General features: G+C 70.1%; 24 protein-coding genes. 22 read left to right on the plus strand and 2 right to left on the minus strand.

Annotated features, from left to right (window positions below; genetic code table 11):
- Positions 1 to 291 precede the first annotated feature (291 nt).
- Entirely contained in the window at positions 292 to 879 is a 588-nt protein-coding gene (locus EDF47_RS11790; protein WP_133937055.1) for a hypothetical protein, read from the minus strand.
- Positions 880 to 938: 59 nt separating this feature from the next.
- Between EDF47_RS11790 and argS the strand changes: the two genes are divergently transcribed.
- From argS to prmC, 9 genes are all read left to right on the plus strand, one after another.
- Positions 939 to 2609 carry an arginine--tRNA ligase gene (gene argS / locus EDF47_RS11795; protein ID WP_131879686.1) on the plus strand — a complete coding sequence of 557 codons (1671 nt, stop codon included), beginning with the start codon at positions 939 to 941 and terminating at the stop codon, positions 2607 to 2609.
- Between the two features lie 178 nt (positions 2610 to 2787).
- Complete coding sequence (locus tag EDF47_RS11800) at positions 2788 to 3543, plus strand: DUF2993 domain-containing protein (RefSeq protein ID WP_131879684.1); 756 nt, start codon at positions 2788 to 2790, stop codon at positions 3541 to 3543.
- Between the two features lie 58 nt (positions 3544 to 3601).
- Positions 3602 to 5029, plus strand: a complete 1428-nt coding sequence (gene lysA, locus EDF47_RS11805; RefSeq protein WP_131920025.1) for a diaminopimelate decarboxylase — start codon at positions 3602 to 3604, stop codon at positions 5027 to 5029.
- A gap of 25 nt (positions 5030 to 5054) precedes the next feature.
- Entirely contained in the window at positions 5055 to 6362 is a 1308-nt protein-coding gene (locus EDF47_RS11810) for a homoserine dehydrogenase (RefSeq protein WP_123294271.1), read from the plus strand.
- A 70-nt stretch (positions 6363 to 6432) separates the two neighbouring features.
- Positions 6433 to 7512: a threonine synthase gene (thrC, locus tag EDF47_RS11815; RefSeq protein WP_123294272.1), complete on the plus strand. Its 1080-nt coding sequence runs from the start codon at positions 6433 to 6435 to the stop codon at positions 7510 to 7512.
- A 101-nt stretch (positions 7513 to 7613) separates the two neighbouring features.
- Positions 7614 to 8555, plus strand: a complete 942-nt coding sequence (gene thrB, locus EDF47_RS11820) for a homoserine kinase (protein WP_123294435.1) — start codon at positions 7614 to 7616, stop codon at positions 8553 to 8555.
- Positions 8556 to 8737: 182 nt separating this feature from the next.
- Positions 8738 to 11035, plus strand: a complete 2298-nt coding sequence (gene rho / locus EDF47_RS11825) for a transcription termination factor Rho (RefSeq protein WP_133937053.1) — start codon at positions 8738 to 8740, stop codon at positions 11033 to 11035.
- Positions 11036 to 11038: 3 nt separating this feature from the next.
- Positions 11039 to 12121: a peptide chain release factor 1 gene (gene prfA / locus EDF47_RS11830; RefSeq protein ID WP_123294274.1), complete on the plus strand. Its 1083-nt coding sequence runs from the start codon at positions 11039 to 11041 to the stop codon at positions 12119 to 12121.
- Positions 12122 to 12185: 64 nt separating this feature from the next.
- Positions 12186 to 13022 carry a peptide chain release factor N(5)-glutamine methyltransferase gene (prmC, locus tag EDF47_RS11835; RefSeq protein WP_207913252.1) on the plus strand — a complete coding sequence of 279 codons (837 nt, stop codon included), beginning with the start codon at positions 12186 to 12188 and terminating at the stop codon, positions 13020 to 13022.
- Positions 13023 to 13148: 126 nt separating this feature from the next.
- Here prmC and EDF47_RS11840 read toward each other — a convergent pair whose 3' ends face one another.
- A complete protein-coding gene (locus EDF47_RS11840; protein ID WP_131879678.1) occupies positions 13149 to 13799 on the minus strand; it encodes an HAD family phosphatase in 651 nt (216 codons plus the stop codon).
- A gap of 37 nt (positions 13800 to 13836) precedes the next feature.
- Between EDF47_RS11840 and EDF47_RS11845 the strand changes: the two genes are divergently transcribed.
- From EDF47_RS11845 to EDF47_RS20200, 13 genes are all read left to right on the plus strand, one after another.
- Positions 13837 to 14511: an L-threonylcarbamoyladenylate synthase gene (locus EDF47_RS11845; protein ID WP_123294277.1), complete on the plus strand. Its 675-nt coding sequence runs from the start codon at positions 13837 to 13839 to the stop codon at positions 14509 to 14511.
- Positions 14508 to 15734: an MraY family glycosyltransferase gene (locus EDF47_RS11850; protein ID WP_111083866.1), complete on the plus strand. Its 1227-nt coding sequence runs from the start codon at positions 14508 to 14510 to the stop codon at positions 15732 to 15734. The genes EDF47_RS11845 and EDF47_RS11850 overlap by 4 nt, the downstream gene beginning before the upstream one ends.
- Complete coding sequence (locus tag EDF47_RS11855; protein WP_123294279.1) at positions 15731 to 16222, plus strand: hypothetical protein; 492 nt, start codon at positions 15731 to 15733, stop codon at positions 16220 to 16222. Before EDF47_RS11850 ends, EDF47_RS11855 begins: the two co-directional genes overlap by 4 nt.
- Positions 16223 to 16377: 155 nt before the next feature.
- Positions 16378 to 17190, plus strand: a complete 813-nt coding sequence (atpB, locus tag EDF47_RS11860) for a F0F1 ATP synthase subunit A (RefSeq protein ID WP_111084153.1) — start codon at positions 16378 to 16380, stop codon at positions 17188 to 17190.
- Between the two features lie 61 nt (positions 17191 to 17251).
- Positions 17252 to 17488 (plus strand): ATP synthase F0 subunit C, encoded by a 237-nt coding sequence (gene atpE, locus EDF47_RS11865; RefSeq protein ID WP_027465781.1) that lies wholly within the window; start codon positions 17252 to 17254, stop codon positions 17486 to 17488.
- A 9-nt stretch (positions 17489 to 17497) separates the two neighbouring features.
- A complete protein-coding gene (locus tag EDF47_RS11870; protein WP_123312395.1) occupies positions 17498 to 18052 on the plus strand; it encodes a F0F1 ATP synthase subunit B in 555 nt (184 codons plus the stop codon).
- A 2-nt stretch (positions 18053 to 18054) separates the two neighbouring features.
- Entirely contained in the window at positions 18055 to 18849 is a 795-nt protein-coding gene (locus EDF47_RS11875) for a F0F1 ATP synthase subunit delta (protein WP_123937769.1), read from the plus strand.
- A gap of 107 nt (positions 18850 to 18956) precedes the next feature.
- Positions 18957 to 20585 carry a F0F1 ATP synthase subunit alpha gene (gene atpA / locus EDF47_RS11880; RefSeq protein ID WP_123339745.1) on the plus strand — a complete coding sequence of 543 codons (1629 nt, stop codon included), beginning with the start codon at positions 18957 to 18959 and terminating at the stop codon, positions 20583 to 20585.
- A complete protein-coding gene (locus EDF47_RS11885) occupies positions 20586 to 21488 on the plus strand; it encodes a F0F1 ATP synthase subunit gamma (protein ID WP_123339744.1) in 903 nt (300 codons plus the stop codon).
- Positions 21489 to 21535: 47 nt separating this feature from the next.
- Complete coding sequence (gene atpD / locus EDF47_RS11890) at positions 21536 to 22990, plus strand: F0F1 ATP synthase subunit beta (RefSeq protein WP_065959250.1); 1455 nt, start codon at positions 21536 to 21538, stop codon at positions 22988 to 22990.
- A gap of 1 nt (position 22991) precedes the next feature.
- Positions 22992 to 23255, plus strand: a complete 264-nt coding sequence (locus EDF47_RS11895; protein WP_017885743.1) for a F0F1 ATP synthase subunit epsilon — start codon at positions 22992 to 22994, stop codon at positions 23253 to 23255.
- A gap of 5 nt (positions 23256 to 23260) precedes the next feature.
- A complete protein-coding gene (gene yaaA, locus EDF47_RS11900; RefSeq protein WP_131879676.1) occupies positions 23261 to 24022 on the plus strand; it encodes a peroxide stress protein YaaA in 762 nt (253 codons plus the stop codon).
- Between the two features lie 104 nt (positions 24023 to 24126).
- A complete protein-coding gene (locus EDF47_RS20200) occupies positions 24127 to 24705 on the plus strand; it encodes a hypothetical protein (RefSeq protein ID WP_165900971.1) in 579 nt (192 codons plus the stop codon).
- The last annotated feature ends 35 nt before the right edge of the window (positions 24706 to 24740 follow it).

A 24740-nucleotide genomic window follows, 5' to 3' on the forward strand; every position in this document is an offset into this window, starting at 1 on the left:
TCCCGTCCGCACCGTGCGTGCGTCTCGGGCCCGTGCGAGGTTGCGCGCTCCGTGCGGCGCTGCAAGCGCGCACCAAGTGTGCAACCTCGCACCGGGCGGCGGGCCCGGCACTGTGCGTGGTGGCCGTCGGACGGGAGGCGCGGTGCGGGCCCGCCACGGGCCTCCCGTCCGCACCGTGCGCGCGTTTCGGGCCCGTGCGGGCTTGCGCGCTCCGTGCGGCGCTGCAAGCGCGCACCAAGCGTGCAACCTCGCACCGGGCGGCGGACCCCGCACCGTGCCGGCGCGGTCGCCTCAGCCCGCGGGTGTCGCCGTCGCCGTCGCCGTCGCCGTCGCCGACGGCTGCAGCGCTGCGCGCACCGCGTCGACGACGGGCTGTGCGCCGCCGGGCTCCGTGAACAGCGTCGACTGCGTGGTGATCCAGTACGGGTCGGCGAAGACATCCGCGCGGCCGATGCCGTCGTTCAGCGCGAAGTAGCCCTCGACGCGGTAGGTGGGGACCGATCCGCCCCGGTCGTACAGGGCGTCCTTCAGGTTCGTGAGCGACTTCTCAGGCAGGTCGGCGACAGCCAGGGTGATCGTCTCGGTGTCGTCGTCGGTGGCGACGAACTGGCAGACGCGGCCCCGCTGCTTCGCGATCGTGGCGGCGGGGGAGCCCTTCGCGGGGGTGAAGGAGCCGTCGAGCGCGAAGGTCGTCCCGTACACCGACAGGGCCTCGGTCGGCAGGAGCTCGGCGCAGGTCTGCGACACCGTCTTGCCGACCGGGGTCGGGCTGGGCGTCGGGTGGCTGTCCCCGCCGCCCGAGCAGGCCGACAACGCGAGTGCTGCTGCGGCGGTGACGACGGCGACGGAGCACGCCCGGGCACGGCTTCGGGTGGTCATCCCGACATGATGGCCCATCGTCCGGCGTGCACCTGGGTGTCCCGGTAGACTCGTCCGCCGTGACTCCTGCCGAACTCTCCGCCGCGTACCTGTCGATCCTGACCGGGATCGTCGAGCGACGAGGCGCGTCCGAGACCGTGACGATCGGGGACTCCCACGTGGTGCTCGAGCGTCCGAAGAACCGTGCGCACGGCGACTGGGCCTCGAACGCCGCCATGCAGCTCGCGAAGCGCATCGGCACGAACCCGCGCGAGCTCGCGACGGAGATCGCCGGCGAGCTGACCGAGCTCGACGGCGTGGCCTCGGTCGACGTCGCCGGCCCGGGGTTCATCAACATCACGCTCGAGGCCGCAGCGGCCGGTGAGATCGCCCGCACGATCGTCGAGGGCGGCGACGCCTTCGGGCACGGCGACCTGTACGACGGCGTCCGGATCAACCTGGAGTTCGTGTCGGCGAACCCGACCGGCCCGATCCACATGGGTGGCGTGCGCTGGGCGGCGGTCGGCGACAGCCTGGCTCGCGTGTTCCAGGCGCAGGGCGGCCTCGTCACCCGCGAGTACTACTTCAACGACCACGGCGCGCAGATCGACCGCTTCGCCCGCTCGCTCGTCGCGTCGGCGCTCGGTGAGCCCACGCCGGAGGACGGCTACGGCGGTGCGTACATCGCCGAGATCGCGGCCCGCGTCATCGCGACGCTCGACCCCTCGGTCGACGTGAAGGACCTGCCGCGCGACGAGGCGCAGGAACTCTTCCGGCGTGAGGGCGTCGACTTCATGTTCGCGGACATCAAGTCGTCGCTGCACGACTTCGGCGTGGACTTCGACGTCTACTTCCACGAGAACGCCCTGCACGAGTCGAAGGCCGTCGAGCGCGCCATCGCCCGGCTGCGTTCGGCGGGCGTGATGTACGAGGCCGAGGGCGCCGAGTGGCTCCGCACGACCGACTTCGGCGACGACCGCGACCGTGTGGTCATCAAGTCCGACGGCGAGCCCGCGTACATCGCCGGCGACCTGGCGTACTACCTCGACAAGCGCGAGCGCGGCTTCGATCGCAACCTGATCATGCTCGGTGCGGACCACCACGGCTACGTCGGCCGGATGATGGCGATGTGCGCCGCGTTCGGCGACGAGCCGGGCACGAACCTCGAGATCCTGATCGGGCAGATGGTCAACCTGCTCAAGGACGGCGAGCCGATGCGCATGTCCAAGCGCAACGGCACGATCGTCACGATGGAGGACCTCGTCGACGCGGTGGGCGTCGACGCCGGCCGGTACTCGCTCGTCCGGTTCGCCAGCGACACCGCGATCGACATCGACCTCGACCTGCTCACGAAGCGGACCAACGACAACCCCGTCTTCTACGTGCAGTACGCCCACGCGCGCACCCAGTCGGTGGCCCGCAACGCCGAGGCCGCGGGGGTCGACCGCTCCGTGTTCGACGCCTCGCTGTTGACGCACGACTCCGAGGGTGCGCTGCTCGGCGCCCTCGCCGAGTACCCGCGCGTGGTGCGCCACGCCGCGGAGCTCCGCGAGCCGCACCGCATCGCCCGCTACATCGAGCAGCTCGCCGGCCTGTACCACCGCTGGTACGACGCCTGCCGCGTGACCCCGCTCGGCGACGAGCCGGTCACCGACCTGCACCGCACGCGCCTGTGGCTGAACGACGCCACCGGCCAGGTCGTCCGCAACGGCCTCGGCCTGCTCGGCGTGAGCGCTCCGTCCCGCATGTAGCGGAGCGCCCGCCCCCCCCCCCCCCCGGAACCAGGTTCCGGACACAGCACCGCGGAATCCCGCGGTGCTGTGTCCGTTCCACGGTGTGGAAGGAACCCATCGCCCCGCCGCACCCGCCCACCGGACGCCCCCCGCGCCTCCAGGCAGGCTGACGGGACCACCTGGCAGGGTGGGACGCATGTCCGCCGCCACCGAACGCCCCCGCAAGCGCCGCCGCTGGCCCGTCGTCCTGCTCGTGGTCGTCGTCCTGCTCGCCGCCCTCGTCGTGATCGCCGAGTTCGTGCTCCGCGGGGTCGTCGACCGCATCATCGCCCAGCAGGTCGAGCAGTCGCTGCCCGACGGCACGACGGGCCAGGTCGAGGCGCACGCCGACGGCATCGTCATCCCGCAGCTGATCGGTGGCACCCTCGACCAGGTCGAGATCACGTCCGAGAAGCTCACCGTCGACGGCATCCCGCTCGCCGCCGACGTCACCGCGAAGGACGTCCCCGTGGACGGCAAGGGCGACGTGCACGACGTCGACGGCACGGTCACGTTGGCGTCGTCGAGCGTGAAGGACCTGTCGAAGTACAGCCCGCTGTTCGACCGGTTGTCCCTGGTGGACGGCGGCGTCGAGCTGTCCGGTTCCACGGCGGTGCTCGGCTACGACATCACCTACGCGGCGAAGGGCGACGTGGTCGCGCAGGACGACGGCCGCGGCATCACGATCACCCCGAAGAGCGTGCGGATCACGAACTCCGACCTCGGCCTCAAGGTGGACTCGATCCCCGGCGTCACGAACGTGCCGGTGCAGGTCTGCACGGCGCAGTTCCTGCCCGAGGCGCTCCGCGTGCGCTCGCTCGACGTCTCGAAGGCCGACGCGACGGTCCGCGTCACCGCGGACGCGCTACCGCTCAACGAGCAGGGCCTGCAGACGGTCGGCAGCTGCGGCTGATCCCGTGGCTGCGTCACACGGACGGGAGGCCCGCCCCGCGTCGGTAGGATCGGGTCCCGTGAGCGAGAACCCCCTTGCACCGCCGCGACTGCGGTTCCCGACGGACGCCTCCGAGCTGGTGGACCGGATCTGGCCCGCGTCCGCGACGCGGACCGACGACGGCGACCTGGCGGTCGGCGGTGTCACCGCGACGGACCTCGTCCGGCAGTACGGCACTCCGCTGTACGTCGTCGACGAGCGTGACGTGCAGTCGCGTGCGGTCCGGGTGCGGAACGCGTTCACCGAGGCCTTCGAGGGCATCGGCACCCGGGCGCACGTCTACTACGCCGGCAAGGCGTTCCTGACGACGCAGGTCGTGGCGTGGATGGCCGAGGCCGACCTGCGTGTGGACGTCTGCACCGGCGGGGAGCTCGCGGTCGCCCTGGCTGCGGGCATCGACCCGGCGATGCTCGGCTTCCACGGCAACGACAAGTCCGACGCCGAGATCGCCCGCGCGGTCGAGGTCGGCGTGGGCACGATCGTGCTCGACAGCCACGAGGAGGTCCAGCGCGTCGCCCGTGCCGCTGCCGACGCCGGGGTCGTGCAGCGCGTCCGGATCCGCATCAACAGCGGCGTCCACGCGTCCACTCACGAGTACCTGGCGACCGCGCGCGAGGACCAGAAGTTCGGCATCCCGCTCACCGAGGCCGTCGCCGCGGCCGAGGCGGTGCGCGCCGAGTCGTCGCTCGTGTTCGTCGGGCTGCACTCGCACATCGGGTCGCAGATCTTCGACGAGTCCGGGTTCCGCGAAGCCGCTCGACGCCTGATGGACGTGCACGCCACCCTCGTCGAGACCGGTCCGGTGCCCGAGCTGAACCTCGGCGGCGGCTGGGGCATCGACTACACCGAGGCCGACTCCGCCTTCGCTCCCGAGGACGTCGCCGACGCCCTCGCCGCGATCATCGCCGAGGCCTGCGCCGAGCGGGACATCCCGGTGCCCGAGGTCGCCGTCGAGCCCGGTCGCTACATCGTCGGGCCGGCGGGCATCACGCTCTACCGCGTCGGCACGATCAAGCCCGTCACCCTCGAGACCGGCGACGCGGACACCGGCCACGCCACCCGCACCTACGTGTCCGTCGACGGCGGCATGAGCGACAACGCCCGTCCTGCCCTGTACGGCGCCGACTACACCGCTCGCCTCGCCCGGACGTCCGAGGCGCCGGCCGTCCTCACCCGCGTCGTCGGGAAGCACTGCGAGAGCGGGGACATCGTGGTCAACGACGAGTACCTGCCGGGTGACGTCCAGCGGGGGGACCTGCTCGCCGTCGCAGCCACCGGGGCGTACTGCTGGGCGCTGTCGAGCAACTACAACCACGTGGGCCGCCCGCCGGTCGTCGCCGTGGCGGACGGCACAACCCGTATCCTCGTGCGGGGCGAGTCGATCGACGACCTCCTCGCCCGCGACACCGGGGTCCGCCCCGTGCCCCACGCCGGCACCGGTCGCTGACCCGACGAACAGGAACCAACTCCAGATGATCGAATACCGCAACGTCCGCGTCGCGCTGCTCGGGGCCGGCTCGGTCGGGTCCCAGGTCGCGCGGCTCCTGCTCGAGCACGCCGACGAACTCGCCTCGCGCGCCGGTGCCGGCCTCGAACTCGTCGGGATCGCCGTGCGCGACGTCGACGCCCCGCGCGACGTCGACCTGCCGAAGGACCTCTACACGACCGACGCCGAGTCGCTCATCCTCGGTGCCGACATCGTCGTCGAGCTGATCGGTGGCATCGAGCCCGCGCGCACGCTCGTGCTGCAGGCGCTGCAGTCCGGCGCGGACGTCGTGACCGGCAACAAGGCGCTCCTCGCGACCCACGGTCCGGAGCTCTTCGCGGTGGCCGAGCAGGTCGGTGCGCAGCTGTACTACGAGGCCGCCGTCGCCGGAGCGATCCCGATCATCCGACCGCTGCACGACTCGCTCGCCGGGGACCGCATCGAGCGGATCATGGGCATCGTCAACGGCACCACGAACTTCATCCTCGACCTGATGGACCGCGAGGGCGCGACGTTCGAGGACGCCCTGGCGACCGCGACCGAGCTCGGGTACGCCGAGGCCGACCCGACCGCCGACATCGAGGGCTACGACGCCGCGCAGAAGGCCGCGATCCTGGCCTCGCTGGCGTTCCACACCTCGGTGCCGCTCGCTGCCGTGCACCGCGAGGGCATCACCTCGGTGACCATCGAGCAGGTCCGCGCCGCGCGCAAGGCCGGCTACGTCGTGAAGATCCTGGCGACCGCCGAGCGACTGACCGACGAGGACGGCCGCGAGGGCGTCAGCGCCCGCGTCTACCCGGCCCTCGTGCCGGAGTCGCACCCCCTGGCGAGCGTGCACGGCGCGAAGAACGCCGTGTTCGTCGAGGCCGAGGCCGCGGGCGACCTCATGTTCTACGGCGCCGGTGCCGGTGGTGTCGAGACCGCGTCCGCCGTCCTCGGCGACCTGGTGTCCGCCGCACGTCGGCACGTCATCGGCGGCCCGGGTGTCGCGGAGTCGACCCAGTCGGACCTGCCCGTCTTCCCGATCGGCACCGTGCGCACGCGGTACCAGATCACCCTGCACGTCACGGACGCTCCCGGCGTGCTGTCGACGGTCGCCGGCGTGCTCGCGAAGCACGGCGTGAGCGTCGAGACCGTCGAGCAGACCACCACGGGTGCCTCCGAGGGGACGGCAGCGCTCGTCATCGGCACGCACCTGGCGCGCGAAGCCGACCTGGCGGACACCGTCCGCACGCTCCGCGGCGAAGACGTGGTCCTGGACGTGACCAGCGTCCTGCGCTTCGTCGGCGCCTGACGCACCACGGGCCTCCAGGCCGACCGCGAACCACCACCAGACCGACCCACCGGACAGAGAGAGAAGCCTGATGGCCCACCAGTGGCAGGGAGTCCTGCGCGAGTACGCCGACCGACTCGACGTGACCGAGGCGACGCCGATCGTCACGCTCGGCGAGGGCGGCACGCCCCTCATCCCGGCTCGTCGGCTCTCCGAGCGCACCGGCGCCGAGGTCTACGTCAAGTTCGAGGGCATGAACCCGACCGGGTCCTTCAAGGACCGCGGCATGACGATGGCGATCTCGAAGGCCGTCGAGCACGGCGCGAAGGCCGTCATCTGCGCCTCGACCGGCAACACCAGCGCCTCGGCCGCCGCGTACGCCACGCACGCCGGCATCACCGCCGCGGTGCTCGTGCCCGAGGGCAAGATCGCCATGGGCAAGCTCAGCCAGGCCGTCGCCCACGACGCCCAGCTGCTGCAGGTCCAGGGCAACTTCGACGACTGCCTCGACATCGCCCGCGACCTGGCGGCGAACTACCCGGTGCACCTCGTCAACTCGGTCAACAACGACCGCATCGAGGGTCAGAAGACCGCTGCGTTCGAGGTCGTCGACGTCCTCGGCGACGCCCCGGACTTCCACTTCCTGCCGGTCGGCAACGCGGGCAACTACACCGCGTACTCCCGTGGCTACCGCGAGGACGTGGCCGCCGGTCGCACGACGAAGCTCCCGCGCATGTTCGGGTTCCAGGCCGCCGGTTCCGCACCGATCGTCCGTGGCGAGGTCGTCAAGAACCCCGACACCATCGCCTCCGCGATCCGCATCGGCAACCCGGCCTCGTGGCAGTTCGCCCTCGAGGCCCGCGACGAGACCGACGGCTACTTCGGCGCGATCTCGGACGAGGCGATCCTCGCCGCGCACCACATCCTGTCGGCCGAGGTCGGCGTCTTCGTCGAGCCCGCGTCGGCCATCGGTGTCGCCGGGCTGCTCGAGCGCGCCGACGCCGGCGTCGTGCCGAAGGGCGCGAAGGTCGTCATCACCGTCACCGGCCACGGCCTGAAGGACCCGCAGTGGGCCCTGCGCACCGAGGACGGCAGCGAGGTCACCCCGACGAGCGTGCCGGTCGACACCAAGTCGATCGCGGACGTGCTCGGACTGGTCGCGGCGCAGTGAGCCCCGACCGCTCGTCCGGACCGGGGGAGGGCGTCACCGCCCACAGTGCTGTACCGGCCGGACGGGCGGTCCACGCTGTGCCCGCCGGGCGGGCGGCCCACGTGTTGCCCGCCGGACGGGCCGTGCGCGTCCGCGTGCCGGCGACGTCCGCGAACCTCGGCCCGGGGTTCGACTCGCTCGGTCTTGCGCTCTCGCTGTACGACGAGGTCGTCGTCCGGGTCCGACCGGAAGCCGGCGCCACCGTCACGGTGCAGGGCGTCGGTGCCGGCGAGGTCGCCACCGACGACACGAACCTGGTCGTGCGCGCCGTCCGCCGCGGCCTCGAGCACGCCGGCGTCGACCAGCCCGGCCTCGAGCTGCACGCCACGAACGCGATCCCGCACGGCCGCGGGCTCGGTTCCTCGGCGGCCGCGATCGTCGCCGGCCTGATGGCGGCCCGCGGGCTGCTCGAGGGCATCGTCGACCTGGACGCCTCGACCCTGCTCAGCCTGGCCACCGAGATGGAGGGGCACCCGGACAACGTCGCCCCCGCACTCTTCGGTGGGCTCACCATCGCGTGGATGACGGCCGAGGGACCCGCGTACAAGCGCCTCCTGGTGCACCGCGGCGTCGCACCGGTCGTGTTCGTGCCGACGTCCACGCTGTCGACGAAGCTCGCCCGCTCCCTGCAGCCCGAGAACGTCCCGCACGCCGACGCCGCGTTCAACGTCTCCCGTTCCGCGCTGCTCGTCGCCGCGCTCATCCAGAGCCCCGAGCTCCTGCTCGCCGCGACCGAGGACCGCCTGCACCAGGCGTACCGGGCGAGCGCGATGCCGGAGACCGACGCACTGATCGGCCTGCTCCGGCAGCACGGCCTCGCGGCCGTCGTGTCCGGGGCGGGACCGAGCCTGCTCGTGCTCGGCAGCGACCCGGCACAACGGCTCACGGCCGCGGATCTCGTCGCCCGACACGGGGAATCCGACTGGCGCGCGCTCATGCTGGCCGTCGATCTCGGTGGTGCTACAGTGGTGGCGCACTCGGCGCTCGAAGCCGAACCCGCGTAACCGCACGGTATGCCCGTCCTCAAGGACAGCGCCTGCGACGTCGCAGGGTCCGGCGCGCGGGTGTGCATCTCTTTCTGATCACCGAATCCCGGTCCGTCGTCTGAACGGCGGTCGATGCATACCCGTGCATCCGGGACGGTGGAAACTCTCCGCGTTCTGCGGTTCGAAAGGAAACACCGACCTTGACCGACAACAACTCCGCCCCGGTGGAGATCCCCAGCGACCTGCGCGCCCTCCGCCTGCCGGAACTCCAGCGCATCGCCTCCTCGCTCGGCATCACCGGGCTCTCCAAGCTCCGCAAGGGCGACCTCATCGCCTCCATCGAGGACAAGCGCCCCGTCACGGACGACGTCCCCGCTGCGGCAGCGCCCGCCACGACCCCCGCCGCGGCGCCGGTGACCGAGCAGCCGACGCTGCCGGAGCCCGGAGCCGAGGCACCGATCGCTCCGGTCGCCGACCCCGAGGCACCCGCCGTCGAGTCCGAGCCGGCCGCGCCGTCGCGTGCCCGCCGTTCGCGCCGCGCGTCGTCCGGTGGCACCGTGAACGCCGGCCCGACCTCGGCCGCCGAGCACACCAACGCCGGCCACACCGGCACCGAGGACCTGCTCGCGGGCCTCGACCAGGTGCGTGCCGAGAAGGACGCCCAGGAAGCCGCCCAGACGCAGACCGGTGGGCAGCGTCGCGGCCGCGGCCAGCGCGGTGCCGACCAGCAGGCCCAGCAGCCGAACGAGTCGGCCGACCAGCAGACGCCGACCTCGGCACCCGCTCAGACCGACCAGCAGGCCCGCACCGAGCAGCAGGCGCGGACCGAACAGCAGGCGCGGACCGAGCAGCAGAGCACCGACGGCGAGTCGCAGGACCAGTCCGGTGCCGCCGACTCCGGCGAGCAGCACGACCAGAACGACCAGAACGGTGAGGGCGGTTCGCGTCGCGGCCGTCGCAGCCGTGGTCGTGGTCGTGGGCGTGGGCAGAACGCCGAGAACGGCGAGCAGAACGGCGAGCAGCAGGACGGCCAGCAGCACCAGCAGGGCGGCCAGCAGAAGCAGAACGGCGGCGACCAGCAGAAGCAGGCCGACGCCAAGCAGGCCGACGCGAAGCAGGGCGACTCCAAGCAGCGCGACGCGAAGCAGGACGACCGCGCCGAGCAGAAGCAGCAGGCGGCCAACCAGCAGAAGCAGAACGGTCAGCAGAAGCAGGGCCAGCAGGCCCAGCAGAACGCCGACGACACCGAGGGCGGCCGCAGCCGTCGCCAGCGTGACCGCAAGCGCGGCCGTGGCGGCCAGAACGACGACTTCGAGCCCGAGGTCACCGAGGACGACGTCCTGATCCCGATCGCGGGCATCCTCGACGTCCTCGACAACTACGCGTTCGTCCGCACCACCGGCTACCTGCCCGGACCGAACGACGTCTACGTCTCCCTCGGCCAGGTGAAGAAGTACCACCTGCGCAAGGGCGACGCCGTCGTCGGTTCGATCAAGCAGCCCCGTGACAACGAGCAGCAGAGCCGTCAGAAGTACAACGCGCTCGTGACCGTCGACTCGGTCAACGGCCAGACCGCCGAAGAAGCAGCGGCCCGTGTCGACTTCTCGGACCTCACCCCGCTGTACCCGAACGAGCGCCTGCGCCTCGAGACGGAGCCGGGCAAGCTGAGCACCCGCATCATCGACCTCGTGTCGCCGATCGGCAAGGGCCAGCGCGGCCTCATCGTCTCGCCGCCCAAGGCCGGCAAGACCGTCGTGCTGCAGGCCATCGCCAACGCCGTCGCGAAGAACAACCCCGAGGCGCACCTCATGGTCGTCCTCGTCGACGAGCGGCCCGAAGAGGTCACCGACATGCAGCGCACGGTGAAGGGCGAGGTCATCGCCTCGACCTTCGACCGTCCGGCCGAGGACCACACCACGGTCGCCGAGCTCGCCATCGAGCGTGCGAAGCGCTTGGTGGAGCTGGGCCACGACGTCGTGCTGCTGCTCGACTCGATCACCCGTCTGGGCCGTGCCTACAACCTGTCGACCCCGGCGTCGGGCCGCGTGCTCTCCGGTGGCGTCGACTCGGCGGCGCTCTACCCGCCGAAGCGCTTCTTCGGTGCCGCGCGCAACATCGAGGACGGCGGCTCGCTGACCATCCTCGCCACCGCGCTCGTCGAGACCGGTTCCAAGATGGACGAGGTCATCTTCGAGGAGTTCAAGGGCACCGGCAACATGGAGCTCCGCCTGAACCGTCACCTGGCCGACAAGCGGATCTTCCCGGCCGTCGACGTCAACGCCTCCGGCACCCGTCGCGAGGAGCAGCTGCTCTCCGCCGACGAGGTCAAGATCACTTGGCGTCTGCGCCGAGCCCTCGCCGGGCTCGACCCGCAGCAGGCCCTCGAGATCGTGCTGCGGAACCTCAAGGAGACGCAGTCGAACGTCGAGTTCCTGGTGCAGGTGCAGAAGTCGGTCCCGACGACCGGCGGCGCTCACCACAACGGTCACCAGGAGTAACGCGTGTTCGAGTCGGTGGCAGGGCTGCTGGCGGAACACGAGGACCTGACGCAGCAGCTGTCGGACCCCGCGCTCCACGCCGATGCGGCCCGGGCGAAGAAGGTGAACCGGCGCTACGCCGAGCTCAACCAGATCAAGTCCGCGTACGAGTCCTGGCAGGCGGCGGGGGACGACCTCGCCGCCGCCCAGGAGCTCGCGCGTGAGGACTCGGCGTTCGCGGACGAGGTCCCCGAGCTCGAGGAGCAGTTGGCGGAGCGCCAGGAGCGTCTCCGCCGGCTGCTCATCCCGCGCGACCCCGACGACGGGCGCGACGTGATCATGGAGATCAAGGGCGGCGAGGGCGGCGAGGAATCGGCGCTGTTCGCGGCCGACCTCCTGCGCATGTACTCGCACTACGCCGAGACCAAGGGCTGGAAGGTCGAGCTCCTCGAGCGCACCGAGTCCGACCTGGGTGGCTACAAGGACGTCCAGGTCGCGATCAAGTCGAACACGACCGACCCGTCGCAGGGTGTCTGGGCGCACCTGAAGTACGAGGGCGGCGTGCACCGTGTGCAGCGCGTGCCGCAGACCGAGTCGCAGGGGCGCATCCACACCTCGACGACCGGCGTGCTGGTGTTCCCCGAGGTCGACGAGCCCGAAGAGGTCGCGATCAACCAGAACGACCTGAAGATCGACGTGTACCGGTCCTCCGGTCCCGGCGGGCAGTCCGTCAACACGACGGACTCCGCGGTCCGCATCACGCACCTGCCCACGGGCATCACGGTGGCGATGCAGAACGAGAAGTCGCAGCTCCAGAACCGTGAGGCCGGCATGCGCGTGCTCCGTGCACGCATCCTCGCGCGGCAGCAGGAGGAGCTCGACGCGATCGCCTCGGATGCGCGCAAGTCGCAGATCCGTGGGATGGACCGTTCGGAGCGCATCCGGACGTACAACTTCCCGGAGAACCGGATCGCGGACCACCGCACCGGCTACAAGGCGTACGACCTGGACCGCGTCATGAACGGTGCGCTCGAGCCCGTCGTCCAGTCCGCCATCCAGGCGGACGAAGAGGCACGTCTGGCCGCCATCGGCGACCAGGACGCGTAACCGCACACCCAGCCTGGAGGCCCGGATCACCGCCGACACGCCCCTCACGTACGCCGCGGATCGCCTGCTCGAGCAGGCGGCCGCGGCGCTCGTCGCGTCCGGCGTCCCGACGCCCCAGGTCGACGCCGAGCTGCTGCTCGCGTGGGCGACCGACACCTCGCGCGGTGCGGTACAGGCCCGCGCGATGACCGGCGGCGCGATCGCTCCGGAGCACGTCGAGCGCTTCCGGCACGCGATCGCCCGACGGAGCACCCGCGAGCCGCTGCAGCACATCACCGGGCAGGCGTACTTCCGAGCACTGACCCTGGCGGTCGGACCCGGCGTGTTCGTGCCCCGTCCCGAGACCGAGGGCGTCGTGCAGTTCGGCATCGACGCGCTCCGGGCGGTCGCGGTGCCGGCGCCGATCGCGGTCGACCTCGGCTCCGGGAGCGGTGCCATCGCGATCGCCATGGACACCGAGGTGCCGAACGCCGTCGTGTACGCCGTCGAACGATCGCCCGAGGCCCTGTTCTGGACCCGCCGGAACACCGACGCCCACGGCGGCACGGTGCGACTCGTCGAGGGCGACCTCGCCGACGCGCTGCCCGAACTCGACGGCACGGTCTCGGTGGTGGTGTCGAACCCGCCGTACGTGCCGGACGACGCGATCCCGATCGACCCCGAGGTCCGCGACCACGACCCCGCGATGGCGCTGTACGGCGGGCCGGACGGCCTCGACGCCGTGCGCGCCCTGGCCGAGACGGCGTGGCGGTTGCTCGTGCCCGGCGGGGTGCTCGTCATCGAGCACGCCGAGCCGCAGGGCGCCGGCGTCCGCGAGGTCCTGGCGCGCCGGGGGTTCCGGACCCCGGAGACGCACGTCGACCTGACGGGTCGCGACCGCACGACCACCGCGACCCGGTAGGCGGACGCACCCCGGGCCTCCCGGTCGGTATGCCGTGCCGTACCGAGCGGAAACGGGCGTACCTGGCCGTTCAGAACGACCAGGTACGCCCGTTGCTTGTTGCCATCTCGAACGTGATGGGAAGGGTCAGGCGACGGGGGAGGCCTCGCGCTGCTGCGCGACGAAGGCGCGGACGTGCTCGCGCAGGTCGGTGTCGCGCTCGACCAGGACCGCATGGATGCCGACGCTCCGGGCACCCGCGATGTTCTCCGGCATGTCGTCGGCGAAGAACGTGCGTTCGGCGGGCACGCCGTGGTGCTCCATCGCGCGGAGGAAGACCTCGGGCTCGGGCTTGCGGGCGCCGAAGTTGCTCGACGTGTCCAGGTGCTCGCCGAACAGCCCCGGCAGTGACGGTGCCCACTGGTGGATCCACCGACCCGCGAGCGGCCCGTTGTTGGTGAGCAGGCCGACACGCCCGTGCTCGCTCGCGATCCGGACGGCCTCGATGCGCTCCGGCAGCTCGGTCATCGCGGACCCGCGGATGCGCGCCCACTCGGCCTCGGGGACGTCGCACTCCATCGCCCGCTCGAACGCGGCGAGGTACTCGTCGCCGTCGGCGAAGTCGCCGGCCTCGGCACGCATCTCGTGGCCGCAGTCCCACCAGCGGCGTCGGAGCTCCTCGAACTCGTGTCCGGTGAACTCGGAGAGTGCGGCCATCCGCACCTGCCAGTCGTACCGGACGAGGACGTCGTCCATGTCGAAGAGGAACAGGAGGTGGGGCGCAGGGGTCTCGTTCACGATGTCCTCCATTGTGTCGCACTATCATCGTCGAGTCATGGCATCCCGATACGACTGCACCGACTCCGACGGGCTCCTGACCGGGATGCGGCTCGCACGTGCCGCCCTCGGGCGCGGAGACCTCGTCGTCGTCCCCACCGACACCGTCTACGGCCTCGCCGCGGACGCCTTCAACGCGGCCGCCGTCCAGCGGTTGCTCGACGCGAAGGGCCGGACGCGGCAGTCGCCGCCGCCGGTGTTGATCCCCGGCCCGCCGACGCTCGACGCGCTCGCGAGCGACGTGCCGCAGCAGGTGCGCGACCTCGTCGCCGAGTTCTGGCCCGGCGGCCTGACCGTGATCCTGCGCGCGCAGCCGTCGCTCGACTGGGACCTCGGCGAGACGCGGGGCACGGTCGCCCTGCGGATGCCGGACTCGCGGATCGCGCTCGAGCTCCTGCAAGAGGTCGGTCCGCTCGCGGTCTCGTCCGCGAACTCGACCGGCGACCCGGCCGCGATGGACGTCGATGCCGCTGAGCGGATGCTCGGCGACAGCGTCGCCGTGTACCTGGACGGCGGCGCGATCGGGGAGCACGAGGGCTTCGAAGCCTCCACCGGCTCGACGATCGTCGACGCGACGGGGCTGTCGGACGGCGGGAAGCTCCGCATCGTCCGACACGGGGTGATCTCCGACGACGAGATCATCCGGGTCGTCGGAGCCGACCTCGTCGGATGAAGTACTACCTGCTGGCGGGGGCGATCGCCGCGGTCGTGAGCTTCCTGGTCAGCGTGCTGGTGTGGAAACTCGGGCTGAAGTACAAGTGGTACCCCCAGGTCCGCGAGCGCGACGTGCACCGCACGCCGACTCCGCGCCTCGGCGGGATCGCGATGTACATCGGCGTCATCGTGTCGCTGTTGGCGGCGTGGTTCCTGTTCCCGTCGATCGCGGGGACCGACTACTTCCGGCTGGTGTTCTCCGAGCCGGGCCGCGTGCTGGCGGTGCTCGGGGGCGCGACGATCATCGTGGTGCTCGGCGTCGCGGACGACATCTGGGACCTCGACTGGATGACGAAGCTCGCCGGGCAGATCATCGCTGCGGGCATCCTCGCCTGGCAGGGCGTCGCGATCGTGTCGCTGCCGATCGGCAACACCCTGGGCGTGGGCTCGTCGTACATGAGCCTGATCTTCACGGTGCTGGCGGTGGTGCTCGTGATGAACGCGGTGAACTTCATCGACGGACTCGACGGCCTGGTCGCCGGGGTCGCGATCATCGCCGGCGGGGTGTTCTTCCTCTACACGTTCTTCATCAACCGCGTGGTCGTGCAGACCGAGTTCTTCTTCAACCTGCCGTCACTGCTGACCGCGGTGCTCGTCGGCTCCTGCTTCGGGTTCCTCATCCTCAACTGGCACCCGGCGAAGCTGTTCATGGGCGACGCCGGAGCGCTGCTCGTCGGCTTCCTGATGGCCACCAGCGCCGTGTCGGTCACGGGCAACATCGATCCCGCAGCGGTGCAGACACGCCAGGCGCTGCTGCCGGCTTTCATCCCGATCCTGCTGCCCTTCGCGATCCTGATCGTGCCGATCCTGGACTTCGGCCTCGCCGTCACCCGGCGGCTCAGCGCTGGCAAGTCACCGTTCTCGGCCGACCGCAAGCACCTGCACCACCGTCTGCTCGACATGGGGCACTCGCACTTCCACGCCGTCCTGATCTTCTACGCGTGGACCGCCACCGTCGCGGTCGGGTGCCTGCTGTTCCTGTTCGTGGACTGGTACTGGGTGGTCGCCTTCGTCGCGGTCGGCTTCACCGTGTGCGCCGTCGCCACGTTCGCGCCGCTCGGCCGGAAGCGCACCGAGATCGCCGCCCAGACCGCCAACCGTTCCGCCGCCGTGGTGGACGCCAGCCTCGACCCGCTCGACCGGGCCGCCAACGACCGCACGATCCCAGGAGACATCACGTGACCGCACCGAACGCGCTCGACCACGTCCGGCCGGTGTTCCGCCGCATCATCACGTGGGGCGCGGTGCTCGCGGTCGCCCTGGCGATCGTCGGGGGAGTCGTGGGGCTGCTCGTCGCCGACACTCCCGGGCTCGTCGGCGGCCTGCTCGGAGCCGTGCTCAGCGTGGTGTTCCTCGGCCTCACCGCGGTCAGTGTCCTTGTCGCGCTACGGGTGTCCAAGGGGCAGATGATCTCGGGTGCCTTCTTCGGCATCGTGATGGGCACCTGGCTGCTCAAGTTCATCGTGTTCATCGTGCTGCTGGTGGCACTGAAGGACCGTACCTGGGTGGACTTCCCGGTGCTCGCGATCGTGATCATCGCGGGGGTCGTCGGGTCCCTGGTCATCGACGTCGTCGCGGTGGCGAAGGCCCGCATCCCGATCGGCGTGCAGCTGCCCGGTGACGGGTCGGGTGGCTCCGCGGACGCTGAGAACCCGACCCCCCGCAACTGAGAAGCCGGGAAGCCTCTCGCACCTGATAGGCTTCTCGGAGTCCGCCACCGGAGCCTTTCGCTCGGAGCGGGCAAGCCTCCACAACGTCCACCATCGCGTGCCATGATGTGCGCGCGCCGACACAGGAGACAGCGCTGCTATCCCACGCTCTTCCCCTGTCCCTCTCTGCTGCGGTTGACACCGTTGCGGCGGGGAGCAGCAAGGCCGCCGAGTTCCATGGTCCGTCGATCAACGAGTTCTTCCCGGATGCGATCTTCTTCGCAGGGACGCCGTTCGAGATCGATCGGGTCGTCCTCATCCGCTTCTTCGCCGTCGCCGTGCTCCTGGTGTTCGCCTTCGTGGGAACCCGCGCGCTGAAGCTCGTCCCGAACCGCGGTCAGGCGTTCATCGAGTACGCGTTCGACGTCGTTCGTCGCAACACCTTCGACAACCTCGGAGAGAAGGACGGCAAGCGATTCCTGCCGCTCCTGGCGACGATCTTCTTCGGCGTGCTGTTCATGAACCTGACCGGTCTGATCCCGGGCATGAACCTCGCCGGCACCAGTCGCATCGCGATGCCGATGATCCTCGCGATCGTCGCCTACGTCGCGTTCATCTACGCCGGCCTCCGCAAGCACCCGGGCACGTTCCTCCGGAACTCGCTCTTCCCGCCCGGGGTGCCGTGGTTCCTCTACATCATCGTGACGCCGATCGAGCTCGTCTCGACCTTCGTGCTCCGTCCGGTGACGCTCACCCTGCGACTCCTGATGAACATGGTCGTCGGGCACCTGCTGCTCGTCCTGTTCTTCTCGGCGACGCAGTTCTTCTTCTTCGACGCTTCGCTCGGCTTCAAGGCCTTCGGTGTCGGGACCCTCGCGTTCGGCATCGCGTTCAGCTTCTTCGAGATCCTCGTCGCGCTGCTGCAGGCCTACGTCTTCATGCTCCTCACCGCCGTCTACATCCAGCTGGCGCTGGCTGACGAGCACTGATTCCTCACTGACCCCCTACGGGACCGGCAACCGTCGGACCCGCACCTCGAAAGGAAAACACGTGGACGCAACGACCGTTCTCGCGGAGATCAACGGCAACATCGCGACGGTTGGCTACGGCCTCGCTGCGATCGGCCCGGCCATCGGTGTCGGCATCGTCGTCGGCAAGACGATCGAGTCCGTCGCCCGCCAGCCCGAGCTCCAGGGCCGCCTGACGACCCTCATGTACATCGGTATCGCCTTCACCGAGGCCCTGGCCTTCATCGGCATCGCCACGTACTTCATCTTCACCAACTAAGGTTCCTCGATGCACAACGCACTCATCATCGCGGCGGAGGAGACGCACAACCCCCTCATTCCGCCGGTGTACGACATCGTGTGGTCCGCGGTGGCCTTCCTCATCATCCTCGTGGTGATGTGGCGTGTCGTCACGCCGCGCATCACGAAGATGCTCGATGAGCGCACTGAGGCCATCGAGGGTGGCATCAAGAAGGCAGAGGCTGCTCAGGAGCAGGCCGCTGCTGCGCTCGACGAGTACAACAAGCAGCTCGCCGACGCCCGCTCCGAGGCGTCCCGCATCCGTGAGCAGGCCCGCGCCGACGCCACGGCGATCGGTAACGAGGTCCGCGAGCAGGCAGCGGCCGATGCAGCACGCATCACGGCCAACGCCCAGGCGCAGATCGAAGCCGAGCGTCAGAGCGCCGTCCAGTCGCTCCGGTCCGAGGTGGGCACCCTTGCCCTCGACCTCGCGTCCGGTGTGATCGGCGAATCGCTCAAGGACGACGCCAAGTCGTCGGCAGTCGTCGACCGCTTCCTCGCCGACCTCGAGGCCTCGCAGGCCACGAAGACGGGGGAGCACTGAGCATGCGCAGCGCTACCAGAGAAGCACTCGCGTCCACCAGGGCGGTGCTCTCGGACCTCGGTTCGAGCGCCGACCTGGCCGTGGGTGCCGAGATCCTCGCCTCCGGGCGTGCGATCGCCGGTGCGCCGCAGCTGCTCGGGCTGCTGTCCGACCCGACGGCCGACCCGGCCGGCAAGAAGGTCCTCATCGACCGCGTCTTCGCCGGTCAGTCGCACGCGACTCGTGCTGTCCTGACCGCGGTGGCCGGCTCGCGCTGGTCCTCGCACCAGGACCTGCTCGCCGGCATCGAGGACGCGGGCATCCGCGCCGTCGCCGCCACCGCGGGTACCGACTCGCCGATCGAGTCCGAGCTGTTCGCCTTCGAGACCGCTGTCCGTTCGGACGCCGGGCTCGAGCTGGCACTCGGCACGAAGCTCGGCAGCCCGGCGCAGAAGGGCGCGCTCGTCGAGCGGCTCCTCGGCCCAAAGGCGTCGCAGCAGACCGTGACCATCGTCTCCGCGCTCGTGCAGCAGCCTCGCGGCCGCCGCATCGGTGAACTCGTCCGCGATGCCTCGCGCATCGTGGCCGAGCAGGACGGCAAGCTCGTCGCGACCGTGGTCACCGCCACGGCACTCACGACCGCCCAGTCGGCACGCGTCGCACGCGGGCTGGCCGAGCGCTACGGCAAGGACATCAGCATCAACCAGGTCGTCGACCCCACGGTCGTCGGCGGGGTCCGGGTGCAGATCGGCGGCGACGTCATCGACGGCACCGTGTCCACGCGGCTCTCGGAGCTCCGGCTCCAGCTCGCCGGCTAGGCGTACGGTCGAAGCCGCTCCTCCCAAGTCCACAACGGGAACTGCCGAGTCCGGCAGCGTCACCCTCTCGGAGCCGAAGGGCCCCGGAAAACCACAAGGAAAATCCCATGGCAGACATCACCATCAGCCCCGATGAGATCCGTGATGCCCTGAAGGACTTCGTCTCGAACTACGAGCCGACGAAGGCCTCCACGGCCGAGGTCGGGCACGTCACCGACGCCGGCGACGGCATCGCGCACGTCGAGGGCCTCCCCGGCGTCATGGCCAACGAGCTCATCCGCTTCGCGGACGGCACGCTCGGCCTCGCGCAGAACCTCGACGAAGACTCGATCGGCGCCATCGTGCTCGGCGAGTTCGCCGGCATCGAAGAGGGCATGGAGGTCACCCGCACGGGTGAGGTCCTCTCCGCCCCCGTCGGCGACGCCTTCCTCGGTCGCGTCGTCGACCCGCTCGGCGCCCCGATCGACGGTCTCGGCGAGATCGCTGCCGAGGGCCGTCGCGCCCTCGAGCTCCAGGCTCCCGGCGTCATGGCCCGCAAGTCGGTCCACCAGCCGCTGCAGACCGGCATCAAGGCCATCGACGCGATGATCCCCGTCGGCCGTGGTCAGCGTCAGCTGATCATCGGCGACCGCCAGACCGGCAAGACGGCCATCGCGATCGACACGATCATCAACCAGAAGGCCAACTGGGAGTCCGGCGACGAGGACAAGCAGGTCCGCTGCATCTACGTCGCCATCGGTCAGAAGGGTTCCACGATCGCCTCCGTCAAGGGTGCGCTCGAGGACGCCGGCGCGATGGAGTACACCACCATCGTCGCCGCCCCCGCGTCCGACCCGGCCGGCTTCAAGTACCTCGCCCCGTACACCGGCTCGGCCATCGGCCAGCACTGGATGTACTCCGGCAAGCACGTCCTCATCATCTTCGACGACCTGTCGAAGCAGGCTGAGGCCTACCGCGCCGTGTCGCTCCTCCTGCGTCGTCCGCCGGGGCGCGAGGCGTACCCGGGTGACGTCTTCTACCTGCACTCCCGTCTGCTGGAGCGTTGCGCGAAGCTGTCCGACGAGCTCGGCGCCGGTTCGATGACGGGTCTCCCGATCATCGAGACCAAGGCGAACGACGTCTCGGCGTACATCCCGACCAACGTCATCTCCATCACCGACGGCCAGATCTTCCTGCAGTCGGACCTCTTCAACGCGAACCAGCGTCCGGCCGTCGACGTGGGCATCTCGGTGTCCCGCGTCGGTGGTGACGCCCAGGTGAAGTCGATCAAGAAGGTCTCCGGCACGCTGAAGCTGGAGCTGGCGCAGTACCGCTCCCTCGAGGCGTTCGCGATGTTCGCGTCCGACCTCGACCAGGCGTCGCGTCGTCAGCTGGACCGTGGTGCCCGTCTGACCGAGCTCCTCAAGCAGCCGCAGTACTCGCCGTACCCGGTCGAGGAGCAGGTCGTCTCGATCTGGGCCGGCACCAACGGCAAGCTCGACACCGTCCCGGTGCCGGACGTGCTGCGCTTCGAGTCCGAACTGCTCGACCACCTGCGTCGCAACTCCGAGGTCCTCACGACCCTGCGCGAGACGAACCAGCTCAGCGACGAGACCGTCGCCGAGATGTCGAAGCAGATCGACGAGTTCACGAAGAGCTTCCAGACGAGCGACGGCAAGACCCTCGGCTCCGAGCAGTTCGACGCGGCAGACTCCGAGGACGTCGACCAGGAGCAGATCGTCAAGGGTCGTCGCTAGATGGCAGCGCAGGTCCGGGTCTACCGACAGCGAATCAAGTCCGCGAAGACCACGAAGAAGGTCACTCGCGCGATGGAACTGATCTCGGCGTCGCGGATCCAGAAGGCGCAGGCCCGAATGGCTGCGTCCGGCCCGTACTCGCGAGCCGTGACGCGTGCGGTGTCGGCCGTGGCGACGTTCTCGAACGTCGACCACGTGCTGACCACCGAGCCGGAGTCCTCGACCCGTGCGGCCGTGGTGCTCTTCACCTCGGACCGCGGCCTGAACGGCGCGTTCAGCACGAACGTCCTCAAGCAGGGCGAGGAGCTCGCCTCCCTGCTCCGCAGCGAGGGCAAGGACGTCGTCTACTACCTGGTCGGCCGCAAGTCCGTCGGGTACTTCGCGTTCCGTGAGCGCGCGTCGGAGCAGCAGTGGGTCGGCAACACCGACCAGCCCGAGTTCTCGACGGCCAAGGAGATCGGCGACGCCGTCGTGGCGAAGTTCCTCCAGGACACCGCAGAGGGCGGCGTGGACGAGATCCACATCGTGTTCAACCGGTTCCTCAGCATGGCGACGCAGGAGCCGCAGGTCGTTCGCTTGCTGCCCCTCGAGGTCGTCGAAGGGGTCGAGGAGCCCGAGGGCAACGAGCCCCTGCCGCTCTACGAGTTCGAGCCGGACGCCGATGCGGTGCTCGACTCGCTGCTCCCGGTCTACATCGAGAGCCGCATCTTCAACGCCATGCTGCAGTCGGCTGCTTCCGAGCACGCCGCGCGTCAGAAGGCGATGAAGGCGGCCAGCGACAACGCGGACTCGCTGATCCGTGACTTCACCCGACTCGCGAACAACGCGCGTCAGGCGGAGATCACGCAGCAGATCTCCGAGATCGTCGGCGGCGCCGACGCCCTCTCGTCGAAGAAGAAGTAGTCCGCGTCGTTCGCGGACAGATACCCACCCTCAGGAAGGCACCAGCCATGACCGACACCGCAACCACCGCGGTCGAGACGTCGTCGGCGCCCGGTGTCGGCCGGATCGCCCGTGTCACGGGTCCCGTCGTCGACATCGAGTTCCCCCACGACGCAATCCCGGAGATGTACAACCTCCTGTTCACGACCATCACCATCGGTGACTCGTCGCAGGAGATCGGCCTCGAGGTCGCCCAGCACCTGGGCGACGACCTGGTCCGTGCCATCTCCCTGAAGCCGACCGACGGCCTGGTCCGTGGCCAGGAGGTCCGTGACTCGGGCGCTCCGATCTCGGTCCCCGTCGGCGACGTCACCAAGGGCAAGGTCTTCGACGTCCTCGGGAACGTGCTCAACACGGACGAGAAGCTCGAGATCACCGAGCGCTGGCCGATCCACCGCAAGGCCCCGGCCTTCGACCAGCTCGAGTCGAAGACCTCGATGTTCGAGACCGGCATCAAGTCCATCGACCTCCTCACCCCGTACGTGCAGGGTGGCAAGATCGGCCTCTTCGGTGGTGCGGGCGTCGGCAAGACGGTCCTCATCCAGGAGATGATCCAGCGCGTTGCGCAGGACCACGGCGGTGTGTCGGTGTTCGCCGGTGTCGGTGAGCGCACCCGTGAGGGCAACGACCTCATCGGTGAGATGGAAGAGGCGGGGGTCTTCGACAAGACGGCCCTCGTGTTCGGCCAGATGGACGAGCCGCCGGGAACGCGTCTCCGCGTGGCCCTGTCGGCGCTGACGATGGCGGAGTACTTCCGCGATGTCCAGAAGCAGGACGTGCTCCTCTTCATCGACAACATCTTCCGCTTCACGCAGGCCGGCTCCGAGGTCTCGACGCTGCTCGGTCGCATGCCGTCCGCCGTGGGCTACCAGCCCAACCTCGCCGACGAGATGGGTGTGCTCCAGGAGCGCATCACCTCGACGCGTGGTCACTCGATCACCTCGCTGCAGGCGATCTACGTGCCGGCTGACGACTACACCGACCCGGCTCCGGCCACCACGTTCGCGCACCTCGACGCGACCACCGAGCTCTCGCGTGAGATCGCGTCGCAGGGTCTGTACCCCGCGATCGACCCGCTGACCTCGACGTCGCGGATCATGGACCCGCGGTACCTGGGCGCCGACCACTACGAGACGGCCACGCGCGTCAAGCAGATCCTCCAGAAGAACAAGGAACTGCAGGAGATCATCGCCATCCTCGGTGTCGACGAGCTCTCCGAAGAGGACAAGATCACGGTCGAGCGCGCTCGTCGTATCCAGCAGTTCCTCTCGCAGAACACGTACATGGCGAAGAAGTTCACGGGCGTCGAGGGCTCCACGGTGCCGCTCAAGGACACCATCGAGTCCTTCCGCGCCATCGCCGACGGCGAGTTCGACCACGTTGCGACGCAGGCGTTCTTCAACGTCGGTGGCATCAACGACGTGGAAGAGAAGTGGGCACAGATCCAGAAGGAGAACCGCTGACATGGCGGGTCTCAACGTGAGCGTCGTCTCGGCCGACCGTGAGGTCTGGTCGGGCGACACCACCATGGTCGTCGCACGCACGACAGAGGGCCAGATCGGCATCCTCGCGGGACACGAGCCGATGCTCGCGATCCTCGCGCAGGGTCAGGTCCGCATCACGCGGGCCGATGGGTCGACCGTCGCGGTCGACGCCGAAGACGGCTTCCTGTCGGTGGAGCACGACACGGTGACGATCGTCGCGCGGCAGGCCGCGCTGGCGTCCTGACCGGACTGACCGTCCTCCTCCCGCCTTCGGAGACGAAGCGGGAGGGTGGGGACACGAGCCGCACGCTCGATCTGCGTGCACTCTCGTTCCCGGAACTGGCCGAAGAGCGGGCCGCGGTGATCACCGCGGCCCGCTCTGTCAGTTCCGAGGAGTCCTCGGCCAGGACGGCTCTGAAGCTCGGCCCGAAGTCGATCGCCGAACGGTTCCGCAACCTCGAACTCGACACGTCGGGCACGATGCCGGCGATCGAGCGCTACACGGGGGTGCTCTACGACCCCCTCGGCGCGCAGACCGCCGACGCGTCGACGCGGGCGTGGTGGCACGACCACGTGGTCGTGCAGTCGGCCATGTTCGGACCGATCGGTGCTGGTGACCCGATCCCGGCGTACCGCCTGTCGCACGACTCCCGGCTCGGGACGATCCGATTGGCGTCGCACTGGCCCGCGGCCTCGTCCCGGGTCCTGGCCGAGCGGGCGGACGGCCTGGTGCTCGACCTCCGGTCCGAGGGCTACCGCCAGCTCGGTCCCGTCCCGGAGGCGGTCGCCCCGCGCGTCGTGAGCATCGACGGCTCCGGTCGGCGGCGGGCGTTGAACCACTGGAACAAGACGGCGAAGGGCCGACTCGTCGCGCTGCTCGCGCGCACCGGAGCGGTCGTCGCGACCATGGACGACCTGGTCGACTGGGCCGCCGCGAACGGCGCCGTGGTCGAACGCAGCGACTCCGGCTGGGACCTGGTCGCCGAGAGCCTGGAACCCGTCACCGTCTGATCATCGCCCCGGTCCGTCCTCCACAGGTCGGGCCGGGGCGCTGCTGTCCACAGGTGGTCGGTTCGTGCCTGACTGGAGGCCCGGATCACGCTTCGATGGCGTGCATGATCCCCTTGACGGCACACACCCCCGACCACACCGCAGTCCGGTTCCCTCGCGAGATCGCGGCGGCGGTCACCCTCCCGGCAGCGGCGGCAGCGCTGGTCACGTCGGGCGTCGGCGCTGGCTCCCGCGTCGGCGCGATCGCGATCGTCACCGCCTGCGGTGCGCTGTCGACCCGCATGGCGCTCATCCCGTTCCTGGCCGCCCGAGACCAGCCGGATCCGCGGGCCATCCGGGGGTTCGACCCGTTCGACGACCCGACGCCGCCGGCGTTGCACGGCCTCGGACCGGAACCGGACCGCGCTCGTCTGCGCACGGCCGGCGACCGGTGCGCCGAGGCCTGGCGGGTCTGGCGCGCCGAGGGTGGTCAGGTGGACTGTACGGCCGGAGCTGCCGGTGCGCTCGCACTCGGGGCCTGGTGCGCGTGGGCGCTCGGGTCGTCGGCCCGCGCCGAGACACGGGCGCGCTACGCCCTCGAGACCCGTGCCGACGACCCGCTCGCCGGGCTGGTCCTGCGGTCGGTCCTGGCCGGCAGCGCGCCGACGTGGGCCGGGCCCCGTCGCGACCGGCACCGATCGTGACCGGCGTGGGCGGCCGTCGGTGCGGTGCGACGGGT

The organism is Curtobacterium sp. PhB190 (genome assembly GCF_004365385.1).
In the GTDB taxonomy this organism is placed as follows: Bacteria; Actinomycetota; Actinomycetes; order Actinomycetales; family Microbacteriaceae; genus Curtobacterium.